22 protein-coding genes are annotated in these 24,411 nt (G+C 68.5%); 15 read left to right on the top strand and 7 right to left on the bottom strand.

All coding sequences use genetic code 11. From position 1 onward, the window contains the following. Nucleotides 1-48 precede the first annotated feature (48 nt). Nucleotides 49-1,797, bottom strand: a complete 1,749-nt coding sequence (locus EFAMC1_RS01760) for an ABC-ATPase domain-containing protein (protein WP_154052624.1) — start codon at nt 1,795-1,797, stop codon at nt 49-51. Between the two features lie 858 nt (nt 1,798-2,655). Here EFAMC1_RS01760 and EFAMC1_RS01765 point away from each other — a divergent pair. Continuing rightward, nucleotides 2,656-2,895, top strand: a complete 240-nt coding sequence (locus tag EFAMC1_RS01765; protein ID WP_154052625.1) for a glutaredoxin family protein — start codon at nt 2,656-2,658, stop codon at nt 2,893-2,895. Between the two features lie 157 nt (nt 2,896-3,052). Here the strand turns inward: EFAMC1_RS01765 and EFAMC1_RS01770 are convergent, their stop codons facing one another. Further along, nucleotides 3,053-3,319: a hypothetical protein gene (locus tag EFAMC1_RS01770; RefSeq protein ID WP_154052626.1), complete on the bottom strand. Its 267-nt coding sequence runs from the start codon at nt 3,317-3,319 to the stop codon at nt 3,053-3,055. A 128-nt stretch (nt 3,320-3,447) separates the two neighbouring features. Between EFAMC1_RS01770 and EFAMC1_RS01775 the strand changes: the two genes are divergently transcribed. The 3 genes from EFAMC1_RS01775 to EFAMC1_RS01785 all read left to right on the top strand — a co-directional run bounded on the left by EFAMC1_RS01775 (nt 3,448) and on the right by EFAMC1_RS01785 (nt 5,781). Continuing rightward, the gene (locus EFAMC1_RS01775) at nt 3,448-4,344 is read left to right on the top strand and encodes a proline iminopeptidase-family hydrolase (protein ID WP_154052627.1); all 897 of its coding nucleotides are present in this window, start codon (nt 3,448-3,450) and stop codon (nt 4,342-4,344) included. A 69-nt stretch (nt 4,345-4,413) separates the two neighbouring features. After that, nucleotides 4,414-4,650 carry a hypothetical protein gene (locus EFAMC1_RS01780; RefSeq protein WP_154052628.1) on the top strand — a complete coding sequence of 79 codons (237 nt, stop codon included), beginning with the start codon at nt 4,414-4,416 and terminating at the stop codon, nt 4,648-4,650. A 183-nt stretch (nt 4,651-4,833) separates the two neighbouring features. Beyond that, nucleotides 4,834-5,781: a TIGR02452 family protein gene (locus EFAMC1_RS01785; RefSeq protein ID WP_154052629.1), complete on the top strand. Its 948-nt coding sequence runs from the start codon at nt 4,834-4,836 to the stop codon at nt 5,779-5,781. A 246-nt stretch (nt 5,782-6,027) separates the two neighbouring features. On the opposite strand, the gene EFAMC1_RS01790 is transcribed toward EFAMC1_RS01785, so the two are convergent. After that, nucleotides 6,028-6,993 (bottom strand): bile acid:sodium symporter family protein, encoded by a 966-nt coding sequence (locus EFAMC1_RS01790; RefSeq protein WP_187324495.1) that lies wholly within the window; start codon nt 6,991-6,993, stop codon nt 6,028-6,030. A gap of 265 nt (nt 6,994-7,258) precedes the next feature. Here EFAMC1_RS01790 and EFAMC1_RS01795 point away from each other — a divergent pair, with 265 nt between their 5' ends. From EFAMC1_RS01795 to EFAMC1_RS01815, 5 genes are all read left to right on the top strand, one after another. Next, nucleotides 7,259-7,417 carry a hypothetical protein gene (locus EFAMC1_RS01795; protein WP_187324496.1) on the top strand — a complete coding sequence of 53 codons (159 nt, stop codon included), beginning with the start codon at nt 7,259-7,261 and terminating at the stop codon, nt 7,415-7,417. Next, nucleotides 7,414-7,611, top strand: a complete 198-nt coding sequence (locus tag EFAMC1_RS01800) for a hypothetical protein (RefSeq protein WP_154052631.1) — start codon at nt 7,414-7,416, stop codon at nt 7,609-7,611. The genes EFAMC1_RS01795 and EFAMC1_RS01800 overlap by 4 nt, the downstream gene beginning before the upstream one ends. 72 nt (nt 7,612-7,683) lie before the next feature. Beyond that, nucleotides 7,684-8,340, top strand: coding sequence for an MFS transporter (locus tag EFAMC1_RS01805; RefSeq protein WP_154052632.1), 657 nt, complete (start codon nt 7,684-7,686; stop codon nt 8,338-8,340). After that, entirely contained in the window at nt 8,288-8,998 is a 711-nt protein-coding gene (locus tag EFAMC1_RS01810; RefSeq protein WP_154052633.1) for an MFS transporter, read from the top strand. The genes EFAMC1_RS01805 and EFAMC1_RS01810 overlap by 53 nt, the downstream gene beginning before the upstream one ends. Before the next feature lie 160 nt (nt 8,999-9,158). Further along, nucleotides 9,159-10,739 (top strand): alpha-amylase family glycosyl hydrolase, encoded by a 1,581-nt coding sequence (locus EFAMC1_RS01815; RefSeq protein WP_154052634.1) that lies wholly within the window; start codon nt 9,159-9,161, stop codon nt 10,737-10,739. On the opposite strand, the gene EFAMC1_RS01820 is transcribed toward EFAMC1_RS01815, so the two are convergent. The 4 genes from EFAMC1_RS01820 to EFAMC1_RS01835 all read right to left on the bottom strand — a co-directional run bounded on the left by EFAMC1_RS01820 (nt 10,721) and on the right by EFAMC1_RS01835 (nt 16,630). Further along, complete coding sequence (locus EFAMC1_RS01820; RefSeq protein ID WP_187324497.1) at nt 10,721-11,545, bottom strand: hypothetical protein; 825 nt, start codon at nt 11,543-11,545, stop codon at nt 10,721-10,723. The genes EFAMC1_RS01815 and EFAMC1_RS01820 overlap by 19 nt on opposite strands. A gap of 326 nt (nt 11,546-11,871) precedes the next feature. Then, nucleotides 11,872-12,843 (bottom strand): 3'-5' exonuclease, encoded by a 972-nt coding sequence (locus tag EFAMC1_RS01825; RefSeq protein ID WP_154052636.1) that lies wholly within the window; start codon nt 12,841-12,843, stop codon nt 11,872-11,874. 607 nt (nt 12,844-13,450) lie between these two features. Beyond that, nucleotides 13,451-14,917, bottom strand: a complete 1,467-nt coding sequence (locus EFAMC1_RS01830; protein WP_154052637.1) for an aminopeptidase C — start codon at nt 14,915-14,917, stop codon at nt 13,451-13,453. A gap of 360 nt (nt 14,918-15,277) precedes the next feature. Next, entirely contained in the window at nt 15,278-16,630 is a 1,353-nt protein-coding gene (locus tag EFAMC1_RS01835; protein ID WP_154052638.1) for an aminopeptidase C, read from the bottom strand. A gap of 388 nt (nt 16,631-17,018) precedes the next feature. Here EFAMC1_RS01835 and EFAMC1_RS01840 point away from each other — a divergent pair, with 388 nt between their 5' ends. From EFAMC1_RS01840 to EFAMC1_RS01865, 6 genes are all read left to right on the top strand, one after another. Further along, a complete protein-coding gene (locus tag EFAMC1_RS01840; protein ID WP_261981714.1) occupies nt 17,019-18,440 on the top strand; it encodes a CCA tRNA nucleotidyltransferase in 1,422 nt (473 codons plus the stop codon). Nucleotides 18,441-18,659: 219 nt separating this feature from the next. Further along, a complete protein-coding gene (locus EFAMC1_RS01845; RefSeq protein WP_154052639.1) occupies nt 18,660-19,529 on the top strand; it encodes a methylenetetrahydrofolate reductase in 870 nt (289 codons plus the stop codon). 2 nt (nt 19,530-19,531) lie between these two features. After that, nucleotides 19,532-20,335, top strand: a complete 804-nt coding sequence (locus EFAMC1_RS01850) for a vitamin B12 dependent-methionine synthase activation domain-containing protein (RefSeq protein WP_154052640.1) — start codon at nt 19,532-19,534, stop codon at nt 20,333-20,335. Continuing rightward, entirely contained in the window at nt 20,328-22,904 is a 2,577-nt protein-coding gene (locus EFAMC1_RS01855) for a homocysteine S-methyltransferase family protein (protein WP_261981715.1), read from the top strand. The genes EFAMC1_RS01850 and EFAMC1_RS01855 overlap by 8 nt, the downstream gene beginning before the upstream one ends. A 278-nt stretch (nt 22,905-23,182) precedes the next feature. Next, entirely contained in the window at nt 23,183-23,491 is a 309-nt protein-coding gene (locus tag EFAMC1_RS01860) for a hypothetical protein (RefSeq protein ID WP_154052641.1), read from the top strand. Nucleotides 23,492-23,796: 305 nt separating this feature from the next. Then, nucleotides 23,797-24,168, top strand: coding sequence for a hypothetical protein (locus EFAMC1_RS01865; protein ID WP_154052642.1), 372 nt, complete (start codon nt 23,797-23,799; stop codon nt 24,166-24,168). Nucleotides 24,169-24,411: the final 243 nt, after the last annotated feature.

The raw sequence follows: 24,411 nt of genomic DNA on the forward strand, positions 1-24,411 counted from the left end.
CACCGCGCGTGGCTGTGACATCTGGTTGCGGCCCCGCTCGTCGCGCCCTCATCTCCAGCGGAAGAGGGCGGCGGCGAGCTCGCTTGTGCGGGGCAGGGCCATGCCGCAGCTCACGTGGGTGTGCCCGAGGACTGCCTCCCAGCCGTCGCGCTCGATCGCGCCCACGAGCTTCCCGGCCACCTCGACGCTCGTCCGCGTCCCGTCGAGCAGGCCCCGCTCGGCTGCGAGGGCGACGAGCGTGGCTATGGCCGTGACCTGCTCCGGGTCGATGAGCTGCTCAACGAGGCGCAGGTCGGCCATGCCGTCGCCCACGCGCACCTCGTCCGTGCCGAGGGCCTTCGCCTTGAGTGCTCGGGCCTCGCGCCGCTCGTCCGGACGCCCTCCGCGTCCCCTGCCGCGTCCGGTCGCAGCTCGGGCGTCGCGGATCGAGAGCCTGCAGGGACGCTCGCCGTCCGGGAGCGCAAAGCCGGCTGCCTGCGGCGTCTCCGGGGCATTGAGCCGCTCGCACGTCTCGCGCGCGCGGTCCGTGACGTCGAGCGCACGGTAGCGGTCCATCTGCACGACGGCGTCTGCCACGGAGAAGAACGAGCCCGAGCTGCCGGCCACGATTACCGAGCTCACGCCAGCCTTCTCCCACAGGTCGCGGACGCGCTCCACGAAGGGCGTGATGGGCTCGTGGTCGCGGCTTACCACAGCCTCCATGAGGCGGTCGCGCACCATGAAGTTGGTGGCCGAGGTGTCCTCGTCGATGAGGAGTGTGCGTGCGCCCATCGCGAGCGCCTCGACGGTCGAGGCCGCCTGCGAGGTGCTGCCGCTTGCGTCATCGGTCGAGAAGTGGCGCGTGTCCTGGCCGCTCGGCAGGTTGCCGATGAAGGGCGAGATGTCGGCGTCGCGCACGGGACGGCCGTCTTCGGCGCGGAGCTTCCAGGCGCTCGCGTCGCAGATGACGAGCTCGCGGCCGTCTCCGGCGACGTGGTCGTAGACGCCCTCCTGCAGGGCCTTGAGCAGGGTCGACTTGCCGTGGAAGCCGCCGCCCACGACGAGCGTGACGCCGCGGCGGATGGCCATGCCGCGCACCTCGCCCCGGTGGGGGAGCGCGAGCGTCACCGCCATCGTGTCGGGCGAGCGGAACGGCACGGCCCCGGCCATGGGCGCGCTCGAGACGCCGCTCGCGCGGGGCAGCACCGCCCCGTCGGCCACGAACGCCACGAGGCCGAGGCGCTCGAGCTCGCCGCGAATAAAGTGCTGGTCATCGGCAAGGTCTGCAGCTGCCTGGGCCTGGGCGATTGCGTGGTCGTCGGCAACGAGCGCCTGGTCGACGCAGTCGGGCACGATGTCGAGCAGGATCCGGGCGAGGCCGCGTGCGTCGCAGCTGCGGCCGTGGGCCGGAAATCCCGCCTCGAAGCGGGCCGTCACGCCGTCCTCGTCCACGCACAGGCCGGTGCGCGAGAGCACCTCTGGGCCCGGACGGTCCGTGCCGAGGACACCGCTCTTACCCGAGCCGCCCACCACGCGGCTTACCCTCGCGAGCGAGCGCGACCACCTGCGCATGAGGAAGTCCTCGAGCGCCCGGGTGCGGTACGGCTCGTCGCTGAGGCGACGGGGCCAGCAGCCTACGCGCGCGGGGATGCGTACGCTCAGCTTGGACGGGGCGGCGAAGGGGTCTCCCTGCACGTGGTCGATGGAGAGCTCAATGCCCCCGAGGTCGTAGGTGCCGCGGAGGTCCTTGTAGGCGGGGTAGCCCCTGTGATCGATGCGCTCGAGCTCCGCTGTCAGGTCGTCCTCCGTGCGTGCCATGCCGCTCCTTCCGTGGGCGCGGGGTCGTGCCTCGCGCGGTTCTTCGTCGTAGGGGCGAACCTCCCGCGCCGGCACTCGGCTGGTGGCCCGCCCGTCGCTGCGCCCCTGTCCCCTCGTCCTGCCATTGTGGACGAAATCGCCCCCGCGACGCTCATGCGGGGCCCTTCTTTGGGAACACTTCACGTGACCCGACGCCACGCCTCCTCCCCGGCCGGGCGGACCCCGACCAAGAAGAAGCTGCCATGACGTCTCCCATCCGCACCGCCCACGACGGGCTCGAGCTGCCGGCCATCGGTTTTGTCACGTATCGCGTGCAGGGCCTGGACGGCCTTGCCGCCATCGGGCATGCCCTCGAGAACGGCTACCTCCTCTGCTCCCGGCTGTTTCGGCGAAGTCGTGCCCGGAGCCGCCTCTGCCCCCGGCCGTTTCGGCGAGGCCGTGCCCAAGGCCACCCGCATTCCCTGGCCCGAATGCAAATCTATTCCGTTATCTAGATTTGTGGCCCCACCCTTGGAGTAGCGACCTGATGTGCCAGTTATGCGCAACGTCTCTACCGGCGGATTTGTAAACGGGTGTTCCTGGGCTACTTGTTCCATGCCCCATAAAATCTAGATAACGGAATAGTTTTGCTCTGATGGTCTCGAAGGGCGGCCAATTCCCGTCAAAACCTGCCTCGTGACAGTCGCCGCGTGGTCTCGGGTTGGGTCTCAGGTCGGTTTGCTCATGCGGGTCGCCTCGGAGGCTTCGTGTCACCTGTCCCGTCCCCGCGTTTGCCCGCGTCGCTTGCGGGGTACCAGATGGGTGCAACGGCATCGTCGCGCCCGCGGCCCTGGCCGCGGCGTAGTGAGAGGAGATTCCATGGCTACCAAGTACGAGCTCTACGTCCTTGACGGCTGCCCCTGGTGCGCCAAGGTGCTGGGCTACATGCAGGAGCACAACATAAATCTGCCCACCGTGAGCATCACGGGCAACCCCGAGGCCCGCGCCACGCTCGAGCGTGAGGGCGGCAAGGTCCAGTGCCCGTGCCTGTTCATCGACGGCAAGCCGCTCTACGAGTCCGGTGACATCGTGGACTACCTGGCGAAGACTTTCGCGTAGGGCCGCGGCGCCCCCCCCTCGTCTGGGGCTTCGGCACCCCAATCATTCATGGTCACAAGGGGGGGGCGTGGAAGGCGATTCGTTCGCCTGGCACGCCCTTATGCTGCGGCTATGTCACGTTCTGGCTGCCGTTGTGGATTCCCGGTGTCGGCGTGTCCTAGCGGACGACGCGGACACGCTCGCTCGCGGGCTTGCGCTGCTGCTCGCCGGCTGGCGCGGCGTCGCCGCCAAAGTTGAGCTGGGCCACGAGGTTCCAGCTCTCGGGCACCTCGAAGCGGGACTTTACGGCCTCATCGATGAGCGGGTTGTAGTGCTGGAGGCTGGCGCCGATGCCCTTCTCGGCGAGCACGGTCCAGACGTTGACCTGCGCGATGCCCTGGGCGTGCGCGGCAAAGCCGTCGAAGGCGTGGGCGTAGGTGTGCAATTGGGGACGTGTTCGTTTTGCACACCTCCGCGCCACGCGATGAGCGCGATCCGACGGATGAGCGCGCCTTTGCGCTCCATGGCGTGCTATGGTCAGCCGAGGGTTGGAAGACGACGAAAGGGGCCCGCATGGGCGTCAAGATTCGAGAGGGCTACATCCCGTTCGAGGGCTACAAGACCTACTACCGCATCGCCGGCGAGTGCGACCAGGGCCGTCTGCCGCTGCTTGCGCTGCACGGCGGGCCGGGCACCACACACTGGTACCTGCGCAGCCTCGACGGCATCGCCGAGAGGTACGGCCGCGCCGTCATCTACTACGACCAGATTGGCTGCGGCTACTCGCGCACCCCGTCCATGCCCGACTTCTGGTGCGAGGAGCTCTTCGAGCGCGAGCTCGTGGAGGTACGCCGCGCGCTCGGTCTCGACCACGTGCACATCCTGGGCCAGAGCTGGGGCGGCATGCTGCTCATGAGGTCCGCCACGCACCGTCCCGCCGGCGTGGCCTCGATGGTGGTCGCGAGCTCGCCCGCCTCGGCCGACGTGTGGGTCAAGGAGGCCCAGCGCCTGCGGAGCTACCTGCCCGACGACATGGCCGCCGCGCTCATCCAGGCCGACGAGGACGGTGACTACGACCGCCCCGAGGTCAAGGCCGCCACGGCCGAGTACTACCTGCGCCACGTCTCGCGCATCCCCGAGAGCGAGCGCAAGGGCACGCTGGCCTTCCCGGAGGATGACCCGGTGGGCACCGAGGTCTACAACGTCATGCAGGGCAAGAGCGAGTTCGTGATCACGGGCAAGATGCGCGACTTCGACGTCACGGCCGACCTGCCGCACATCTGCATCCCCACGCTCGTGACCTCGGGCGAGGCCGACGAGTGCACGCCCTACATCGCCAAGCAGGTGGCCGACGGCATCCCCGGCGCCGAGTGGCACCTCTTTGGCGAGGGCGCCACCCACTGCGTGCACCTCGAAATTCCCGACGAGTACAACGCCGTGGTCGAGGAGTTCCTCGAGCGCCACGAGTAGGTGCCGGCGGGGGCGGGGCTTCTCGGGCCCCGCCCTTGTTGCGTTTTGCAAGGTCGCTTCTGACTGGTCTTGCCGGGCCTCTCTGGCGCCGGTCCATCCGGCTCCATCGGCGACCTCGTGCTGTTCTCGGCCCCGGGTTGCACGTTTGGCGAGCGCGAGGGCGAGACCATCCACACTGACGAGTCGCGCACGAACGACTCGCTTTGCGAGCGCGAGATCCCGCTCATGGCGATCAACCCCGCGGTGTCGGCCGAGGAGTACCGCTATCACATGGACATCGTGCGCCACCTGCTCGCCAACCTGTAGGGGCCGGGCTGCCGGCCGTCGGCCTCCTCCCGGCGTCCGCGCACTTGCCTTCTCGCTGCAACCGCGTCCCACCCGGCTCCGGGTGCTCATCGTGCGCCTCCGCCTCCCCACGCCCAAAACGAACCCTTCCCTGCGTAAGCACTACAATGCAGGCAAGGTAACGTCTCGTGGGGAGGCTCGCTCATGGCCGGAACTAGCGATCGTAGGGGTGCCAACGGCGGCGGACGCTCGGGGTCTCGCGACAACCGTCGCGACGGCCGCAAGGCGGAGGCGCAGCGCCACACGGTGGAGATGACAAACCGCCTCGGCTCCGAGATTGAGCGGGCCGCCAAGGCGACGCGCTTCTACGACCGCGCGCCCAAGGCCAAGGACGACGCCGAGCTCACGGTGCCCGCGGTGGAGGTAGTCGACCAGGACAGCGTGTCCGCCGTGCTCGAGCGCGGCCGCGGCCTGGCCAGTGCCTGCGACCTCGCGGTCATTGACTTCGCCTCGTTCACCTACCCGGGCGGCGGCTACGACCGCGGGACCATGGCGCAGGAGGAGGCCCTCTGCGCGGGTTCGTTCCTGTACAACGTGCTCACGCGCTTCAAGGGCTGGTACGCCGAGAACCGTCGCCGCAACATCAACTGCGAGCTCTATCGCGACCGTGCGCTCGTGGTGCCCAAGGTCCGCTTCGAGCGCGACAAGTACCACTCCTATGCCGATGTGATCGTGGCGGCGGCACCCAACGCCCGTCGCGCCCGCGAGGACTACCGTCTCGACGCGCCCACGCTCGAGCGCGCGATGCGCGACCGCATCCGCCTCGTGCTCGCCATCGCCGATGAGCTGGGTCATGACAAGCTGCTGCTGGGGGCCTTTGGCTGCGGCGTCTTTGGCTGGGACGCTGAGACGGTGGCCGAGATGTTCCGCGAGGAGCTCGCGGGTGGCATGCGTTGCGTCTCGCAGGTGGCGTTTGCCGTGCCCAAGGGCCGTCGCGACGAGAACCTCGAGCACTTCCAGCATGCGTTCGCGAAGTTTCCCGAGAAGAACGACGAGCCCTACGTGGCTCGCGCCGCCCAGCCCGCACGTCCGGCTCCCAAGCCCGCCGGTGCCGAGGACGAGGGCGAGGAGGACTGGCACAAGTACCTCTAGTGCGCCGCGGAAGTGCCTTGGGACGCGGCTTCGGACCGGTCTATGACCGGTCCGAGCATGGCCTGGCCATCGTCTGGGCATGGCCTGAGACCAAACTATCGAGTTTGCTGCAGTTCAAATCGACCTTGCCGAGTAGCCGCCTGAGACGAAAAACCGCTACCTGCGGTTTTGTCGCCGCGAGAAGGGCGGCTTCTTTCATGGTCGCGTCTGAACTGCAGCAAACTCGACAGTTTTGGTTTGCCGGCCCTACTCGAGGCCGTCTTCACGCCGTCCGAGGCGCTTGAGGACCATGCCGTTCGCGCCGGCGAGAATCTGTTGCAGCAGCGTTCCCACCATGCAGGGGAAGATCACCGGCGTGCCGGGAAAGTACTGGCCCGCGATGACCGCGCCGGCAGAGATGTTGCGAATCCCGCAGGCAAAGGAGAGCGTCACGGCGTCGGGGTGGTCGCGACGCAGCACGTGCGCAAGCCCCAGACCCCACAGGTAGCCAAGCGAGGAGAACATGAGCACGAACGCCGCCACGGCCAGGAGCTGCGGCGTCGGGTGCAGCACGTAGTCGCTCATTCCGGTCGAGTTCGAGATGATGATGACGATGACGAACAGCTTGATGGCCGGCGCGATGGCGGGGGAGAGCACGCGCGAGCCCCAGCCGTGCGAGAGCTGGTTCACGAGCATCCCGAGCACCGCGGGCAGTCCCACCATGCCAATCATCGAGAGCATCATGCCCACCGCGTCCACATGGATGACGGCACCCATGAGAACCTGCAGCGTAAGGGGTATGGTGAACGGCGCGATGAGCGTCGAGACCAGGATGGTGCCCAGCGCGAGCGGGGTGTTGCCGCCGTACATCCCCACCCACATGAATGTGATGACGCCCACGGGCACGCAGTACTCGAGCAGGATGCCGGTCACGATCTCGGGCGAGCCGGAAAAGAACACGAGGCCCAGGCCATAGGCGATGAGCGGCAGCACCACCTGGGCCGACGCGATGACGAGCAGCATGAGCAGGGGATGGCGAAACACGTCAAGCACCTGGCGAAACGTGTTGGAGAGCGACCCCTGGAAGGTCATGCACGCAAACAGGAACGGCACGGCATAGGTGTTGACCGGACCGAATATGCCCGGCGTGAGCACGCCGATGGCCACGCAGACGGGCGCGAGCAGCGCGAGGTGCGCCCCGATCCATCCGCCGAGTGCCTGCCATGTCTTCATGTGAGCCCCCATTCGCTGTTTGCCCTGAGTGTAGACCTTATCGGTGAACGGGTCATCTCCGTCGGCAAGCGGATTGGCATGTCCTGTCTTACAGAATCGCAAGCCGGGCGTAAGGCGAATCGATGGCACCGAGGACCGCCGGGCGAGAGGATGTGGTTGTAAGAGGGGCCAGCGCGCGGCTTGGCAAGGCGACCGCCGGAAGGCGGCGAGGCGTACACCGAGCGCGGGGTGACGGCCAAAGGACGCAACGACGAGGGGAGACACCATGGCACGGAGGAACTGGGACGGGCACGGCGGCTTCTGGGAGCGTAACGACCAGATGCTGGCGGGGGAGATGCACCCGATGACGCAGGCGATCTGGGTTGCAGTCATGACTGTCATCGGCGTCGCGACGATGGCGATGCTCTGGGTGGTGACGCGATGAGCGCGTCGGGCCGGGCGGGCTCCGACGGGCGTGCTACGCGCGAGTCGAGCGAGGCTCAGGCCCCGTCCCGCTCTTGCGTCGTGATCCGTGTCATCTCGGGCCTGCCGACGAGGCGGGCGCGTCTGCGCGAGCGGCTCGCCGGCCTGTCGCTGCCCTGCCTCGGCTCTACTGCCCGAAGCGGCTGCACCGCGTAGCCGCTGCTCTGGGGCCCCGCCGGCAGGCACCCGGCACGCTTCCCGGGCAGACCCGCGCCGAGAGGGGCACCCATGCGCATCGCCCAAGAGCTTCGCTCCCTCTCGCCCATGGCGCTTCGGCTCGTGGCGATGAAGTTCCTCGCCTACGTGAGCATGCAGGGCGCCTACTTCGTCGGCATTCTCGGCACGCTCACGTATGCGCTTGGCGGCGACCCCACCTCGGCGTCGGCAACGGTGGGGCTGCTCAACCTGATGTTCTTGCTCGGCAGCTTCTCGAGCGGCTCCATGCTCGACGCGATGGGCCCAAGGCGCCACTTTCACATGGTCGTGGCCAGCACGGCCCTGGCCTGCGTTCTCACGTTTCTGCTCTCCGACAGCGTCATTGGAATCCTGGTGGGAACCTCGGTGTTCGGCCTCGCGTGGGGTCTGGCCGACCCGGTCCTGCGCTCGTACCCCGCTTACCTCACGTCCGACGAGGGCGAGCTCAAGACCGTCAATGCCGTCATGTGCACGGCGGTGAGCGTGGGCGTTGTGGTGGGACCGCTCGTGGGGTCGGCCGTCTCGCTGGCGGCCCCACCGAGCGCTACGCTGCTCTTTGCGGGCGTGATGGCGCTGCTCGCGCTCGTGCCGGCGCGCGGGTTCCTTCCGGAGCGTGGCGGGCGCGGGGGGCTGTGTCTTGGCGGGTGGCGCCGGCTCTGGCGACGTGGGCGAGCAGGGCGGTTCTGGTAGCGAGGATGAGCAGGTCAGCTCCGTATCCGCACCCGACGAGGCAGAGCATGGCCGTATGCGCGAGGCACTCGCGGGGTTTCGCCTCGTGTTCGGCACGCCCGCGCTGGCCCTCATCTTCGTCGCCGACTTCCTCGCCTTCTTTGGCTACGGTGCCTTCGACGCGCTCGAGAGCCTTTATTACCGAGACGTGCTCGAGGTGGGCGTCACCTGGATGGGCGTCCTCTCCGGCGTGAGCGGCGTCGGCGGCATCCTTGGCGGCATCGTCCTCATGCGCCTGCCCGCGCGTCGCGTCAACCTGCGGAGCCTCCTGCTCGTGCTGGCGCTTCTCGGCCTCGCGTGCCTCGTCTACGTGGGGATGTCCCTCGTCGTCGTGGCGCTTGTCGGCCAGACGCTCGTGGGTGTTGCGTTCGGGGCGTTCAACCCGCTGCAGGGCACGTTGGTGCAGGCCGACGCGCCCATCGAGTCGGTGGGGCGCGTGAGTTCGGTCATGTCGATTGGGTTCACGGTGGCGGGCGTGGTGCCACTGTTCCTGGCGCCTGCGTTTGCCGAGGTGGCGGGCGTGCAGGGGACGCTCGTGGGAGCAAGCGTCTGCGTCCTGGTTGCCCCGCTCGCGATGCTTGCCGTGCTGCCCCGGATCGAGGGGCGTGGCCGGAGGTAGTACGGCCGGGGGTAGTGCGACCGGGAGCGGCGCGGCCGGGAGCAGCGCGGCCGGTGACGGCGTGCCGCGCTCCGCTGTCCCTCCGCCCTTGCCTCCGCCTAGCCCGGCCCGTCCGTGTCCGGGCTAGAATCGGGGGTGATGACCGTCGAGAGGAGCTCGCATGTGGGCATATGAGACGACGTTCTATCAGATCTATCCGCTCGGCTTCTGCGGGGTGCCGCGGGAGAACGCACCGGTGGGGGAGGAGCCTGTGGAGCCCGTGCCCGCGCCTGGCGACGCAGCCGCTGCCGCCCCGGACGCCTCGCAAGGCGGCGTGGCCCAGGGTGCCCCGAACCCCGCACCCAACCCCTCCGCCCCCATCCGCAAGGTCGGCGGCTGGGCGCCCTACCTCGAGCGCATGGGCTTTGGCGTGGTTCTGCTCAACCCCGTGTTCGAGAGCGACTCCCACGGCTACGACACGCGCGACCTCACCCGCATCGACCGGCGCCTCGGCACCAACGCCGACTTTGCCGACGTGGTGCGCGAGCTGCACGCCCACGGTGTGCGCGTGGTGCTCGACGCCGTGTTCAACCACGTGGGTCGCGGCTTCTGGGCCTTCCGGGACGTGCGGGCCCGTCGTTGGGACTCGCCGTACAAGGACTGGTTCTGCATTAGCTTCGATGGCGACTCGGCCTGGGGCGACGGCTTCTGGTACGAGGGCTGGGAGGGCCATTACGAGCTCGTGAAGCTCAACCTGTCCAATCCGGCCGTCGTGGACTACCTGCTTGGCTGCGTGCGCGGCTGGGTGCGAGACTTTGGCATCGACGGCCTGCGTCTCGACGTGGCCTACTCGCTCGACCGTGGCTTCATGCATCGCCTGCGCGAGCTTGCCAACGAGCTCTCCGGCGATGCGGGCGAGGGTGCGGCGGCGGATGCGTCGCGCTTTGCCGCGGACTCAGCGCCCTCGCGGCTCGGTGGCGACTTCGTTCTCATCGGCGAGACCCTCCACGGCGACTACAGCCAGCTCGTGAACCCCGACCTTCTGCACTCGTGCACCAACTACGAGTGCTACAAGGGCCTCTACTCGAGCTTCAACAGCCAGAACATGTTCGAGATCGCACACTCGCTGCACCGGCAGTTCGGCGGTGACCCCTGGTGCATCTACCGGGGCAAGCACCTGCTCTCCTTTGCCGACAACCACGACGTGACGCGTCTCGCGAGCATCCTCACCGACCCGGCGTGCGTGCGCCCGGCGTATGGCGTGCTCTTTGGCATGCCGGGAATCCCGTGCGTCTACTACGGTAGCGAGTGGGGCGCCACGGGCGAGAAGGGCGCGCGTGACGACTATGACCTGCGCCCCGCGTTTTCGGCACCGGTCGAGAACGACCTCTCGGCCTTCGTGAGCTCGCTTGTGGCGGTGCGCGACGGACGCGCGGAGGGGCTTGCCGGCGAGGACGCCGCGCGGGCGGGTCGCGCGCTGGACTATGGTGCCTATCGCAACGTGCGGATTCTCAACAAGCAGCTGCTCTTCGAGCGCGCGGCCGAGGCCGGCACGGACGGGGAGCGCCCGGATGGCCCCGCGGCGAGCGTGCTCGTGGCGGTGAACGCCGTGGGCGAGCCCTTCACGCTGAGCGCGGGCGAGCTCAACGGCATGTTCGTGGACGTGCTGGGCGGTGTGGGCCGCGCCGCCGGCGAGACGGTGACGCTGGGCGGGTCGCTCGAGCTTGCGCCGTACGAGGTGCGCTACCTGCTGCGGAAGTAACCGGCGGCAAGCATGGCCGCCGGCAGGGGATAGCGGCCCTTGATGATGTCCCTTTCGGCAAGCTCCGCCTGGCGCCTCGTGGCCCCAAAGATGCGGGCTGCCTGCCGTACCGTGAGACCAGCGCGAACCGCGGCAACGAGGCGGTCCGTCGCTTCGGAGACGTTGCGCCGTGCGAGGCCCATGCGCGGTAGGCCAGCCATCCATGCGGCCCTGGCGCCATCCTCCACGACGAGCGCCCCGCACCAGGTGGCCGCATACGACGTGCACCAGTCGCTGAGATGGGACAGGCGGAGCGGGGCTTGTCGTGCCGACCCGGCGCCTGCGGTGCAGACCGCGTAGACGAGGCCATGCGGGACTAGCCCGCCCTCCTCAGCGAAGGTCTTGAGCTCGTCGAAGAGGTTTAGCGGCTGTCGTTCCGTGTCCAGGGAATACGCGAGAACGAGGGAGTCTGCGCCCTCCTCGCTTCCTCCTGGGTTTTCGTCTGGTCTATCTGCGGGCCCCGAGCCGGCCGCCGGCTCCGGAGTGGCCGGCTTTTCTTGCAAAAATCCTGTCCGCTCCAGTGCGGACGACCGCTTCCGCGTGGCGGTGCCTCCCGGTACGGGCGTGATTCCCCCATCTTGATCAAGCCCATATCGCATGAGGTCAGGGGGCACGCTTGCAACTCCGAGCTCGCGGGCCGACTGGCTCTCATAGGCCAGCAGGGCATCTGAGAGGTCGGTGAGGAGCGCGGCGGAGGGTCCCGCGTCTCCGCGGGGGTCGCCGTTCACGAGCGCGATGCGGCGCGGCGCGTATGGCGTGTCGTGCATGGCTTCCGCCTTCCTCGAATTGGCGCTCGTGGCAGTCTGGAGCCCCTCCGGCTTGGAGTGATGCCGTTATTTTGCAGTTTTGACCGGATTGCCCTATATGACGGGAGGACCGCAGGCCTTTTACCTGCGGTCCTCCGACCGCTTGTGACGTCTCTACCGAGTCGACGCGGGTGAAACTGCAAAAAATCGACGTCTCTCATTCGGAGAGCCCGTTGCCTTGCTCCCAAGGAGCGGATTCGGGGCCTCTGTGTGCGTTTTCGCGTCGTCAGAGCCGACAATCCGCCTCTGGGGCCCGTGCGGCCACCTGCGTCGACGTAGTGTCGAGGCTACGCCACCTTGAAGCAGTTGCGCGCGTTGAACTCGGCCTGCACGGTCATGAGCATGAGGTTGGTGTCGTCGAGGCCCTGGTGCACCTCGTTCTCGCTCGCCTGCAGCGTGCCGCGGCGGCGCGCCCAGTTCTCGAGCGACGCCGGGCTGGACTCGCGCGGCAGCGTCTTGACCTCGGGGTCGAGCTGACGGCAGATGTCGCGCGTGTCGATCGGCACGATCTTGCCGGCCTTGCGCGCCTCGGCGTAGCCGTCGAGGTGCAGCGTGAACCAGCTGTCCTCGAACGCGGCGTTGTGGGCCATGTAGGGGTACTTCTTCATGAGCTTCAAGATCTTGGCCTGCAGCGCCTTGTTCTCGCGAAACGGCGTCTGGCCGTCGAGGTCGCCCCACGTGATGTGGTGGATGCGCTCCAGGGGCACGCCCTTCTCCCTATACATCTCGGGGATGCCGCAGAAGTGGACCTCGGGGTCGTAGGGCTCGGCGTCGGGCGTGAGGTCCATGAGCTCGAAGCCCACGTTGATGATGTAGCCGCGGTCGGGGTAGCGGTCAGTGGTCTCGATGTCGATGCCCAGCACCGTGCCCTTGATGGGTTTGGTCACATAGGCAACGCCCAGGTTGTTGCGGTCGCCGTGGACCTCGCGGATGACCGTGGCCTTCTTGCGCTTCTGCAGCGCGGCCACCTGGCCACACAGGTCGTCGTCGCTCATGCCGCGCGCGAGGCTGGAGTCGCGCGTGTTGTTGAGGCGCTCGATGCCCATCTGGTCGCAGAGGTCGCGGTTGCGGTCGGCGAGGTCGCGGATGATGTCATAGCCGAAGGCGGGGTTGTCGTTCTTGGCGAACTCCTCGCGCAGCGTCGCCATGGCCTCCTCGTTCTTCTGGCGCTCGGAGTCCATCGCCTGAAAGCCGCTGCCGTAGACGAGCTCGGGGAAGAAGAAGGCGTTTGCGTGCTCGAGTGCCTGGGGGACGTTCATGCTGCTCCTGTTCTGGCGAGCCGCGCGTGATGGGGCGGCGGCCCGCCTCGGTTCGGGGGGGGGGTCGGGCTCGGGGCGAGGGCCTGCTCAGCCTTGCGGCAATCCTCGTGCGGCAGCGGCGCCGCCTGTTCGTTTTCTCCGGTTGGCTATGGTATCACGCGGCTGTGGACGGGGCAGGGCTCTCGGGCACGCGGCGGGGTCGCTTCACGTGGAAGGCACGGGGCGTGCGGACGGGCATGATGAACCCGTGCAATGGGAAGGCGCCTCCTCGAACCTGGGGTTACCATGGTCCGAGGAGGCGCCGCACGGTGAGACGTATGGCAGTGAGAGGGTCTAGTCTCTTAGGCGGTCGAGACCTAGACGCGCTTTTTGCCCGTGATGATGCACATGACCATGCATGCGATGGCCGCGAAGGCCCAGAACTTGTGCTGCTTCATGAGAACCTCTCCTTTCCTGGCGTCTTGCGTCGTCGCGCCTCTGACGCCATGTTGCCCGGACGCCTTCTCCCGCAGGAGTCCCGAAGGCAGAGTCTCGTCACTCGGCGGCGGCTCGCGGCGCGGGTCCCCGCCGGAATGTGACAAATCATACGGAAGGAAATGTGACAGGGCTAGCGGGTGAGGCCCATGGCGCTGGAGAGGACGCCCCAGGGCTCGGTGTACTCGAGCGGGGCCTCGTCCCAGAGCTTGAGCGTGGCCTCGTCCACGAAGCGGCGCTCCACCACGACGTCACCGCCGTAGAGGCGATACCAGTCACCGCTCATGACGAGGTAGCCGTCCTTGCAGGCGTCCTTGCCCCAGCTGTTCTCGACGCGCCAGGCCGCGGGACGGCCGTCCTCGCCCAGCTCGACGCCCTGGAAGGTCATTGCGTGGGTGAAGCAGGTCTCGCGCGCGTCGAGCATGTCGGTGCGGCTCATGCCCAGCTCCACGCCAAAGAGGCCCTCGCGGTCGATGGTGCCGAGTGCGAGCGTGCCGGGGAAGTCATCGAGGTTGCGACCGAACTCCTGCATGACGTCGCAGGCCATGTAGCAGGGCGTGCCGGCCTTGAGCGAGGCCACGGCCGCGTCCTCGACGGCCTCTATGCCGACGTTGAGCAGACGCATGGGGGCACCGCCCGACACCGTGTCCATCCAGCGCACGCCGTAGGCGTGGCCCTCCTCGAGCCCTGTCGCCGGCACGTGGACGAGTTCGACGTAGTCGGCCGCGTCAAAGCCCACGTAGCGCTCCTGGAACTCGCGTGGCGTGATGCCGCGTTCGCGCAGGATGCGGCGCGGCTTCTCGTCGTCGCCGTCGCGCGCGGGGAGGGCCGCCTCGCAGAGCGTCCCGTCCACCTTGGCCTTGGGGCCCACGGAGAGCTCGAGGTCAAACGTGGTGGGCGGCTCGCCCAGGCAGGCGCAGAGCACGCGGTGCACGTCGGCGAGCATGGCCTCGCGGGCGGCGGTGACGCCCGTCTCGTCCTCGCCCGAGGCGACGAGACGGCGAAGCTCCACGGCGTCTCTCCGCAGCATGCGGCCGAGCGTGGCGTTCATCTGCGAGGAGTCCTTGGTGCTCGCGGTCTCGGGCATGGCGGACTTGGGCACGACGCCCCACTTGGTCACGAGGTTGGCCGCGAAGGCGAACTCGCCGCCATCCTGCTCGGCCGAGCCCCACTGGAGCAGGTACTCGACGGTGCGGTCGTCCCAGGCGAGGTCGGCCGTGGCGATCACGTTGTTGAGAAAGGCGTTGGCCTTCTCGAGCTTGTCGTAGAACATGCTGAAGGCCTGCGAAAGCTCGAAGTCCTCGACGTCGAGGTGCTCCATGGCGCGGGCGCGCAGCACGTTGAGCGTGGAGAACATCCAGCAACGGCCGGAGTGGCGCTGGTTGGTGACAGTCTTGGCGCTCTTGAGGCTCACGCCGAACGTGTCCGTGTAGGCTCGCATGGCCACCGGGTTGCGCGCCGCCTTGTTGACGCCCATCGACGTGGTGGCATTGCGGGCCACGGCGTTGGCACGGTCTGACCCGAACGCCTCCGTAAGCTCGTCAACCGCCGCATGCCCAAGCACCGCGCCGGGAACCCTATCCCGAGACTCCTGTGTCATATGTGAACCCCTCTTGAATAACTGGTCGTGACGATTCCCACAAACCGTGCACTTTGACCAGTTGCCGGCATCCCAGACCCCCAACAACTGCCCAAATTGCACGTAAGATCAAGGCGCCAAGCAAAGAAGCCCTTCGCACCGAGCGAACCAGGACTGGCCACCGGCTTTCCGGCGACCTCCCAAAGCAGAAGGGGCGAAGGGCCTATCGAAGCGAACCAAGAATGACAGAAGCCCTTCGCACCCAGCCCCGATAACGCGAGGCCCTGGCGCCATGCACCGGAGGGAAGGGGCTTAGGGACTTTTCGCGCAGCGAAAAGTGACCCCGACCGTAGGTGCATGGCGCCAGGGCCTTCGACAACGTTAGCGGGCGAGCGACCCCATAGGGTCCCACGGCGCAAGCACCGTCGGCTCCTCCGTCTCGTACGTCTTGCGCTCGGAGTCCGAGAGGAAGCGCTTGTCAACGACCACCTGGTAGACGTACTGGTCGAACCAGGCGTCGGTGATGGAGTCGAAGCCGTCCTTGGCGCGCTTGTCGCCCCAGCTGTTCTCGACCTTCCAGAGCGTGGGCTTGCCGGCGGCGTCGAGGTTCACGCCCTCGAGCACCATCGCGTGCGTCATGAGGCTCTCGCCGTAGTCGAGGCGCTCGGCGCGGTCGAGGCAGCCCTCCACCGGGAACCCGAAGAGGCCGTCGACGTCGAGCGAGGCGGTGTCCATGATGCCCTCGTCGCGGATGAAGCTCTGGACCACGTCGCAGCCGAACCACACGGGTAGGCCGTCCTGGAGCTGCGCCACGGCAAGCTCCTTCAGGCGCTCGACCGGCAGGTTGAGGTAGCGCACGCCGCCGGCCTCGACCACGTTGCCGAGGCGGTCGACCGTGTAGGTGTGGCCGAAGGGCTTGTCGACCGTGGGCGCGGAGATGACGCTCACGTAGTCGTCGACTGGCATGGAGACGACCTTGTCGAAGAACTCCTGCGGCGTGTAGGTGCCGGAGAGCACGAGCTCGTCGTCCTTGTCGCGCAGGCGGACGTCGAACTGCACGGGGGGCTCGCCAAGGCAGGTGATGAGCAGGCTTGTGACCTCGCCCATCATCTCCTTCTTCATGGCGCGCAGGTCGTCGGTGCCAACACCGGCCTCGTGGCTCTCGCGCAGGCGCTTGGCGGCTCCGCGCAGGTAGCGGGTGAGGTAGGCGTCCATGTCGCGCGTGTTGGACGAGCAGGCCGTCTCGGGCATGGCCTCCTTGGGCACCACGCCGTACTTGCGCACGAGGGCGCGGAACATGTCCCACTGGCCGCCGTCGGAGATGGGGTCTGCGAGCAGGTGCGCCATGAGGCGGCCGGACAGCGGCTCGTCGAGCGTGTCGAGGACGTTCTCGAGGAACCAGTTGCTCTTCTCGACCTTGTCGAAGAACAGGGGGTAGGCCTGCGAGAGCTCGAGGGTCTTGAGGTTGTAGCGGTCGATGATGCGGGTGCGCATGGTGTTGAGGCTCGCGAACATCCAGCAGCGGCCCGAGCGCTTCTGGTCGCAGCGCTTGCCTTGGCGGACCTCGACGTCAAAGGTGCCGGTGTTGGCGGCGACGGCCTCCGGCACGCGGGCGACCTCGCGGATGCCCTGAGCGGTGACGGCGTTCTTGGCGATGACGTTGGCGCGCTCCTCGACGAACTGCTCGCGCACGGCGCCGAGGTCCTCAAGGGTGACCGACTTCATCTCGTCCATGTGTCCTCCTGTCTCCCGGCCGGGCCGGGCTCTGGCTTTCGACGTAAGACAGGGTAACACTGCATGCGGACAATAAATCCGTGTTCCGGACGCTGCCGGGCGGTGCCCACGCGGGGAAGATCGCGTGCGTCTTGGAGGACGTCCGCGCGGGGTCCGTGATTGCCGGCGACCCATCGGCGAACGTGAGTGTATCCACGGTTTTCCGCTCAGAAATGGCAAATAACGTTGGCACTTTCACGTTCGGGAGAGTGGCTGATGCGGCCGCCCGCGCCGCCGCTCGCGCTTCCGTCCGGCGCGGGCGGCCGGGGGCCAGCGGCGTTTCCCCGTGTGCGCGAGCTGTCCGCCGCTCGCGCTATACTTGCCCCTAAATGCGAGTTTGGAGGTGGCAGTGAGCGACGAGCCCCGCATGCGCGACCACATCGACCCCGCGCTGGCCCCGGCCTACGGCCTCGCCGTGCTCGATGCCCTCGAGGTGGCCGGGCACGAGGCGTGGTTCGTGGGCGGCTGGGTGCGCGACGCCCTGCGCGGCGTGCCCGCCCACGACGTCGACGTGTGCACGAGCGCGCGCTGGGAGGACTCCGAGCGGGCGTTCGTGGCGGCGGGTATCGAGGTGCATGAGACGGGCACCAAGCACGGCACGGTGACCGCCGTGGTGGGCGGCCGGCCCGTCGAGGTCACCACCTACCGCGTCGACGGCGCCTACACGGACCTGCGCCACCCCGACTCGGTCACCTTCGTGGACGACGTGCGCGAGGACCTCGCCCGGCGCGACTTCACCGTGAACGCCATGGCCTGGCATCCCGTTCGCGGGCTTGTTGACCCCTTTGGCGGCCAGGCGGACCTCGCGGCCGGCCTCATCCGGGCCGTGGGCAACCCCGCCGAGCGCTTCTCGGAGGACGCCCTTCGCGTGCTTCGGGCCGTGCGCTTCGCCTGCAGGCTGGGCTTCTCCGTGGAGGGCGAGACCCAGGCGGCGCTCACCCAGGCGGCGCCGGAGCTCGCCCACGTGGCCCGCGAGCGCGTGGGCGCGGAGATGCGCGGCATCGTGGGGTCGGGGCGCGCCGCGTGGGCGCTTCGCCGTCAGACCGACGTGATGGTCGCCGCCATCCCCGAGCTCGGGCGCATGCGCGGCTTTGACCAGCGTAGCCCCTACCACTGCTACGACGTGCTCGAGCACACGTGCCGCGTCATGGCGGGCGTGGAGTGCTTTGCCGGCGGCGTGGTCTCAGAGCGGCTGCGCTGGGCGGCGATGCTGCACGACATCGGCAAGCCCGCGTGCTTCACGGTCGACGCGCGTGGCCAGGGCCACTTCTTCGGCCACCCGCACATTGGCGCCAAGATGAGCGAGCGCGTGCTGCGCGACCTTGCGATCCCGCTCGAGCTCGCGCGGCCCATCGTGGCGCTCGTGCGGCTGCACGACCGACCCATGAAGGCCAGCTGGGCCTCCGAGCTCAAGCTCATGGCCGACCTCGACCGCAGGAGCGGCCTGCGCGAGCCGGGCGAGGTCGTGGCCCTCATGCACGAGATGCTCGACCTGCGCCGCGCCGACGCCATCGCCAAGGCGCTGCAGTGCCGCGGCTATGCCGTGGAGCTCGACGGGCACGAGCGAGTGCTCCGTCGCCTCGCCGCCGCGGACGCGTGCTGGCGCGTGGCCGGGCTTGCCATCTCGGGTGGGGACGTCATGCGCGCCTGCGGGATCGCGCCGGGTCCCGAGGTGGGCGCGCGGCTCCAGGCGGCGCTCGACGCCGTGATGGCGGGCGAGGTGGCCAACGACCGGGACGCGCTCGTGTCCTGGCTCTCGGCACGGGGCTGAGCGGACTGGTGACGGGTCCCGCATCTGCCGCGAGGCTGCACGGCTTGCGGCCATCCCAGGCTTCTCAACGTTTCCATAGTTCTATCCTATGGATATGAATAGAAACCAGGCATGGGCAAATCGCCCGGTCGCGCGCTACGCAAAATCGGGGCGGGATAGAATCATCTGTACATGACTACCCACCCACCCGACACGTTTATAGACTTCCTGGAGCGCCCCATGAGAATCGCCGACAAGCTCGCCCGCAAGCAGACCTTCTCGTTCGAGATCTTCCCGCCCAAGGGCGACCTGCCGCTCGAGACGGCCAAGCGCGCGGCGGGCGAGATGGCGGCCGACGCCCCGGACTGGATCAGCGTCACCTACTCGGCGGGAGGCTCGGGCAACTCGGCCAACACGGTGCCCATCGCGGCGGCTATCGAGCGCGACCTCGGTGTGACGGCCCTCGCGCACCTCACCTGCCTGGGCTCCAGCAAGGCAGATGTCGACGCGTTCGTCTCGTCGCTCGAGGCCTCCGGCGTGGAGAACGTGCTGGCGCTCCGGGGCGACCGCGCGCCGGGCCGGGAGGCCGTCGACTTTACCCACGCCTCCGACCTCATCGAGCACCTGCGCGAGACGGCGCCCGGCCTCTCGATCGGCGCGGCCTGCTACCCCGAGGGCCACGTGGAGAGCCCGAGCGATGAGGCCGACTTTGCGGCGCTCTACAAGAAACAGGAGGCGGGCGCCGACTACCTCGTCTCGCAGCTCTTCTTTGACAACGAGGACTTCTACCGCTTTCGCGAGAGTTGCGCCCGCCATCGCGTGAAGCTGCCCATCGTGGCGGGCATCATGCCCTTCACGAGCGTCAAGCAGATCCAGCGCATGGCCTTCACCTGCGGAGCCTCCATCCCGGCCAAGGTCGTGAAGCGGCTCGTGCTTGCCGGTGACGACCCGGCGGTCCAGGCGCAGGCGGGCATCGAGTACGCCTGCGAGCAGCTGCGCGACCTCGCCGCCAACGGCGTCGACGGCCTGCACGTCTACAGCATGAACAAGCCGGCGATCGCCCATGCCGCCCACGCCGCGCTCGTCGACTGCGGCTACCTGGAGGCCTAGGGGTGGCGGAGACCGTCGAGAGCTACGCGATAGGCGCCATCGACCGGCACGAGGTGCTTCGCTACCTGGGCTACACCGGGCAGGAGCTCACGCGCGAGCTCGACGCGCGCATCGACGGCGTGGTGGCCCGGGCGCTTGCCGTGGCGCGCCCGCGCGGGTGCGTGGCGGTGTTCGACGTGGATGAGGATGCCTCCGAGCTCCCCGCGAACGGCCCCGACGCGTCCGAGGGCGCCCGACCGCTCGTTGCCGGCTCCAATGACCCGGCCAACGCCGGCCGCGCGCCGCAGGAGGGGCTGCCCGTCATCCGGCTCAGGGGCACGACGCTCGAGCTGCTCGGCAATTCCATTGCCGAGCAGCTCGCCGGGGCCCGCGCCGTGGGCGTGATGGCCGTGACCATCGGCATGGGCTTCGAGCGCGAGCTCAGGCGCCTCTCGCTCACCGACTCGGTGGCGCAGGTCATCCTCGACTCGTGTGGGAGCACCATCGTGGAGCGCGCGGCCGACGCCGCGGAGGCAAGCCTCATGGCCCGTGCCCGCGAGCGCGGCCTCTACACCAACTCACGGTTCTCCCCGGGCTACGGCGACCTGCCCATGGACACGCAATCCGCCCTGCTCGCCTCGTTGAACGCCACCCGTCACCTGGGCATCTCCCTCACGAGCACCCTGCTCATGACGCCCACGAAGAGCGTGACCGCGCTCGTGGGCATGTTCGAGACGCCGCAGCCGAGCGGCCACCGCAGCTGCAAGGGCTGTCTGTGCTTTGACTTCTGCAACATCCGCCCCACCGGAAGGACCTGCCGTGACTGATTGCGCGCACTGCGCCTCGACCGAGGCCGCCCGAGATGCCGCCGCAGGGGCCGGCGGTGCCGGCCCGACCGCCCCGACCCCCGAGAACTGGCCCGCACACCGTCTTGCGCCCCGCGGGCTTCGCGTGACCGACGACCACCTCGCGCGCGTGCTCGCGGGCGAGGATTTCCTCGTCTTCGACGGCGCCATGGGCACCCAGCTCCAGGCGCGCGGCCTTGCCGCCGGTGAGCTTCCGGAGCTGCTCTGCCTCACCAACCCCGCCGAGATAACGGATATCCACGTCGCCTACGTTGCCGCCGGGGCAGACGTTGCCACCACCAACACCTTTGGCGCCAACGCAGAGAAGCTCGGCGACGCCGCCACGGTGGAGGAGGTCTTCGAGGCCGCCGTCTCCTGCGCCCGCGCCTCGGGCGTGCGCTACGTGGCGGCAGACATCGGGCCCACGGGGCAGCTGCTCGAGCCGATGGGCACGCTGCCCTTCGATGATGCCTACGAGCTCTTTGCCCGTCAGGTGCGCGCGGCCACCGCGGCCGGCGCAGACCTCTTCATTATTGAGACCATGGCCGACCTCGCCGAGGCCAAGGCCGCGGTGCTCGCCGCGCGCGAGAACTCCGACCTGCCGGTCTTCTGCACGATGACCTTCGACGAGGATGGCCGCACCTTCCTGGGCACCACGCCCGAGGTGGCGGCGCTCACGCTCTCGAGCCTCGGCGTGGACGTGGTGGGCATTAACTGCTCGCTGGGTCCCGCGAGCCTGGCCTCGCTCGTGGAGGCCATGCTGCCCTGGGCTAGCTGCCCGGTGATGGTGCAGGCCAACGCGGGCCTGCCGCGCGCGGAGGACGGTGTCACCGTCTATGACGTGCACCCGGCCGAGTACTGCGAGGCTGTCGCCGGCATGCTCGACGCGGGCGTCACCGTGGTGGGCGGCTGCTGCGGCACCACGCCCGACTACATCGCCGGCGAGCGGGCTCTCTTGGCCGGCCGCGTCCCGGCATCCCGCCACGTGCGCGACTGCTTCGCGGTCTCGGGGCCGCAGCAGCTCTGCGCGCTGGAGATGGGCCAGGTGGGCGTCATCGGCGAGCGCATCAATCCCACGGGCAAGAAGCGCATGAAGGAGGCCCTGCGCAGCGGCAACCACGACTACGTGATGAGCATGGCCATCGCCCAGACCGAGGATGGCGCCCAGATCATTGACGTGAACGCGGGCCTGCCCGAGATCGACGAGAAGGCCGTGATGTGCCAGCTCGTGAGCGAGATCCAGGGCGTCACCACGCTGCCGCTCCAGATTGACGCGGCGGACTCCGCGGTGATCGAGGCCGCCGTGCGCCCGTACGCCGGCAAGGCGCTCATCAACTCAACGAACGGCAAGGACGAGGTGCTTGCCCAGGTGGTGCCCATCGCGGCCCACTACGGCTGTGCGCTCGTGGCGCTCACGATCGACGAGGACGGTATCCCGCCCACGGCCGAGGGGCGCCTCGCGGTGGCGCGCAAGATTGTGGCGGCAACCGACGCCGCCGGCATGCCGCGCCACGACGTGGTGGTGGACTGCCTGTGCATGGCGGCCTCCACCGACCAGACGGCACCGCGGACCATCCTCGATGCCATTGCGCTTGTGAAGCGCGAGCTGCCGGGCGTGCGCACGGTGCTCGGCGTCTCAAACATCAGCTTTGGCTTGCCGTTCCGTCCGCTCGTGAACGCCACCTTCCTGGCGGCCGCCTTTGGCTCGGGGCTCGACCTGGCCATCATCAACCCGGCCACGCGCCGCATGATGGACGTCGTGGACTCCTGGCGCGTGCTCTCCGGCGAGGACGAGAGCGCCCAGTTCTACGTGGCCCACTATGCCGAGCGCTCTGACAAGCTGCCGGTGGGTGCCGGCGCGGCGGCGGGTCCCGTCGACGGGGCGCCTGCGAGCGGCTCGGGCGCCGCCGAGGAGGCCGCGACGCCCGAGGAACAGGCGCGCGCCCTCGTGCTGGCCGGGCGCAAGGGTCCGATGGGCGAGGTCGTGGGCAAGATCTTGGCCGAGCACGACGCGATGTACGCCATCAACGAGGTGCTCATCCCGGCCCTCGACGAGGTGGGGGCGCGCTTCGAGGCCGGCACCTTCTTCCTGCCGCAGCTCATGGCGAGTGCCGAGGCGGCCAAGGCTGGCTTCACCACCATCAAGGCGGCGAGCGATGCCGCCGGGGCTGCTGCCGGCTCGAGCAAGGGCAAGGTCGTGATCTGCACGGTTCACGGCGACATTCACGACATCGGCAAGAACATCGTGCGCATGCTGCTCGAGAACTACGGCTTTGACGTGGTCGACCTCGGTCGCGACGTGCCGCCCGAGGCGGTGGTCGAGGCCGTGGTGAAGAACCGTGTGAAGCTCTGCGGCCTCTCCGCGCTCATGACGGCGACGGTTCCGGCCATGGCCGAGACCATCAGGCAGCTGCGCGCCTCGGCGCCATGGTGCAAGGTCGTCGTGGGCGGCGCCGTGCTCACGCCCGAGTACGCGAAGATAGTGGGGGCCGACTACTACGCCAAGGACGCCACTGAGACCGCCCGCATCGCCGGCGAGGTGCTGGGTTAGGGGGTCGCTCGTTCCGCGCTTGATTACGCTCTGCGCTGGTTGCGCGGCTGGCTTTGCGCCAGGTAACGCTTTGAGGCTTCCGTCTTATCGGCTCCACGCCTGAAAGCGCTTTGCGGTGGCTGCTGTCTTGTCGACCCCGCGCCTGAAAACGGTTTTGCGGAAATTACCGTTGCCAGGCGCGGAGCCTGTGAGGCGGTCCCGCGTTGCTCAGGTGGCGGAACTGGCCGCGCGGTGCAGCGGCTCCAGCGCCGAGGCGGTCATGGCCGACGCCCTGGCAGATGTACGCTTGGGGCCTCGTGGGCTATGTGGGCGGTCTGCTTGGGCGGCGCGGTCTTCTCGGGCGCCCGCTTGGCCGCACGTGCTGGGGCGTCCTGTCTGGGCTCGTCTACGGGGTGCTTCTCAACGGTTATTTCGTGTTGGGCTGTGTGAGGCCGCTCACGTGGCAGGCGGTCGTCGCGGCTCTTACGGCGGGCCTGCCGTTCGACCTTCTGCACGGCATCGCCACCGCCGGGTTTCTCGCACTCATCTGGAACTCGTGGGGACGTGCCCTCAGACGCGTCGTCGCAAAGTACGACCTTCGCCGGTAGCCAGGTGATTCTTGCTGGTAGCTCTCTAATTTCCGTCGTTTGTCCGATGCCTTCCGCCCCCGGGGCGGCAATTTCGCACGCGAGCGCGGCAAGGCCAGGTGTCGCCACCGTTCGGTCGGACCTCTTTCAAGCACGCGAGAGGCTTGCCGCCGTTCAGCCGGCACCTCTCCCACGCGCGCAAGAAACTCGCCGCCACCGTCTGGCCAGCGTCTCCTACCGTACGGGGACTTGTGGACAAATTGTGGCAGCTTTCCCTCTATTCTGCAGATTAATGCTATCTACCTACGGTTTTATGAGGAGTGCCTATGGGAGTGTTTGCGTGGCTACGTGAGAGGTTTGCCGGTTCGAAGGGTTCGGAGACCGCTGCCGGCGCCGTGCCGACCACCCTGCCTGGGCAGGCTGCCCACGTGCATGACCCCGCGGGGTCATGGGTGGACGTGCCGCCCTTCGTCGACGTGGAGCAGGGCGAGGAGCGCACGCTCGTCTCGATGCTCGCCTCGGCCATCGCCGCAGGCGACAGGCCACAATCAAGCTTTGAAATCCTACGCGTCGGCAGGGAGAATCCCGAGTATCGGCGCGTCGCCGTCATTGCGGCCGCCATCGCCGCCGCCGACCGTCCGTCCAGCTCGTTTCGCTGCGTCCGCATCAGGCGCCGCAGGGCAGCCAAGTCCGCATAGGCGGCCGCGCGGCATCCGCCCGGCGTCACGTCCGGTCGCATGACGTCACAGGAGAGTTGCCCGGCTCGTCTGGGCACGCGATAGGGGAGGAGACCCCATGCTGAGGAAGTTCAAGATCAAGGTGGATGGCACCGAGTACCTCGTGGAGATGGAGGAGCTGACCGTGCCCGGCCTGGCTCCCGTCGCCCCCGCCCCCGTGGCCGCCCCCGCCGCCCCGGCGCCGGCACCCGCGGCCCCCGAGCC

Origin of the sequence: Olsenella uli (genome assembly GCF_901212675.1) — a bacterium.
In the GTDB taxonomy this organism is placed as follows: Bacteria; Actinomycetota; Coriobacteriia; order Coriobacteriales; family Atopobiaceae; genus Parolsenella; species Parolsenella uli_B.